The sequence below is a fragment of the Lacticaseibacillus yichunensis genome, assembly GCF_003946405.1.
GTDB lineage: Bacteria > Bacillota > Bacilli > Lactobacillales > Lactobacillaceae > Lacticaseibacillus > Lacticaseibacillus yichunensis.
Genome location: NZ_RHOG01000068.1, coordinates 1 through 1568 on the forward strand (window position 1 = coordinate 1; position 1568 = coordinate 1568).

At 49.7% G+C, this 1568-nt stretch carries 1 protein-coding gene; it reads right to left on the minus strand.

The window, feature by feature from the left end; genetic code table 11:
* Positions 1–13: 13 nt before the first annotated feature.
* Positions 14–1432 (minus strand): IS5 family transposase, encoded by a 1419-nt coding sequence (locus tag EKM95_RS11535; protein ID WP_019863889.1) that lies wholly within the window; start codon positions 1430–1432, stop codon positions 14–16.
* Between the last annotated feature and the right edge of the window lie 136 nt (positions 1433–1568).

Genomic DNA, 1568 nt, shown 5'->3' on the forward strand with positions numbered 1-1568 from the left:
AGTCAGTACTGAACTAGGCTGCTGACTTTGACCGTTCAGTGATGACTTTATAGTTAATTTGATATGTTTTGCCGGCTCTGTGGGTAATGACGGAAATTGGTATAGAAAAAATACCCAAAAGAAGCATGAGGTTAGCCAACACAATAGCTGAATCAACTTCGACCACCAGAGATTCAGCGGTTCTTGTGTTCACTAAATCAAGCCCAAGCGAGCCTTTCAAGAAGGCAAACTTGCGTTCAATCGCACCGCGTCTGTTCTCCGCATCAGTATCCAGCTTGCGCTGCTTGGCATCTACATGCTTCGGCCGGCGGCCCAGCTTAGGCCCACTCAGTTTGATGCCCAGCTCCTTGCACAATGCAATATTCGCTCGGGTTCGGTACAGGGTGTCAGCTAGTACCTCATCGGGATACTGCCCCAGTGTATCCCAACAATGATCGAGGGTTGCGGCCAGGTCAGTGCTTTCGTTAAAGCTCTCGAAGTCAAAACGCTCAACGTCAATGACCCCGTCTAAAATTGAACAGTCAATCTTGGCCCCGAACTCAACGCGTGCCTTAGCTTTACCGCGAACAATCGGGTGAATATACGGCTGACTGAGGCTGACAATCCGGTCAGGAACACTATGAGTCTTGTTGTCGTACATGTATCTTTGTTGCTCGTAGACCTTACGGACAACTGCGAGCCGGTTGATTTGCCATTCTGTCAGATGTGCTTCTCCGCCTTGGCTCAACAGTTCATCCACGTAGCGCAGGTCTCGCCGAATGTACTGCAGCTGGGCTTTAATCTGCTTGCGCCGGGCCTTGGCCTGACGGCCAGGGTGGCGTGAATATTCAGTCCATGTTGCCTTAGCCAAGCGCTTATAAGTCCGCGGGATTGCAACTTGTAGCCCTTGCGCCATCTTAAGCACCATCTCCTCAAGGTTCAGCCGAGCTTTGTTTAGTAAGGAGGCATCTTGAGGAAACTGAATCTTGATCGGCACGGCGGTGGCATCAGTAATCAGCACGTGAGCTCCGGGCACAATCGCTTCTAGCTTCTCACGGACTTCATCAGTGATGATGTTGCGAATCAAGTCGGAGATCTTAGAGGCTCGACGGCGGAAGTAGGTCAAAGTTGAGGCATTGAAAGGAATCTTGGCCTCGTAACGTGTTCTTCCCATGAAGTACTGAAACGCTGGCGTGTCGCGAATGGCCTCCACCAGCTTCGCGTCTGATAAATGTGTCCGCTGTTTGATCAGCTCGGCACCGTACAACTCGCGAAATGGTTTTGCAGCACGTCCGGCACTCTTATTAAAGACAGATTGGTATGCTTCATCCAGCTTCTGCCATGGAATGAGCGAGGCTAACTTCACCCACTCGTTATCAGGACTGAGTGATGTGCCCAGGCCGCAATCAAACGATTCGAAAGATAGTTGAACGTCAGTATGCCGATAAACCATGGATAAATCCTCCGTTACGAGATGACAAGTGCAAGGGAAACTGCCAAAAACAGGAAATTCCTCTGCATTCATTATACGACAGTAACGGAACGGTTCCCATGAAAACAAGGCACTTACAAATATTCAGTATCCACTA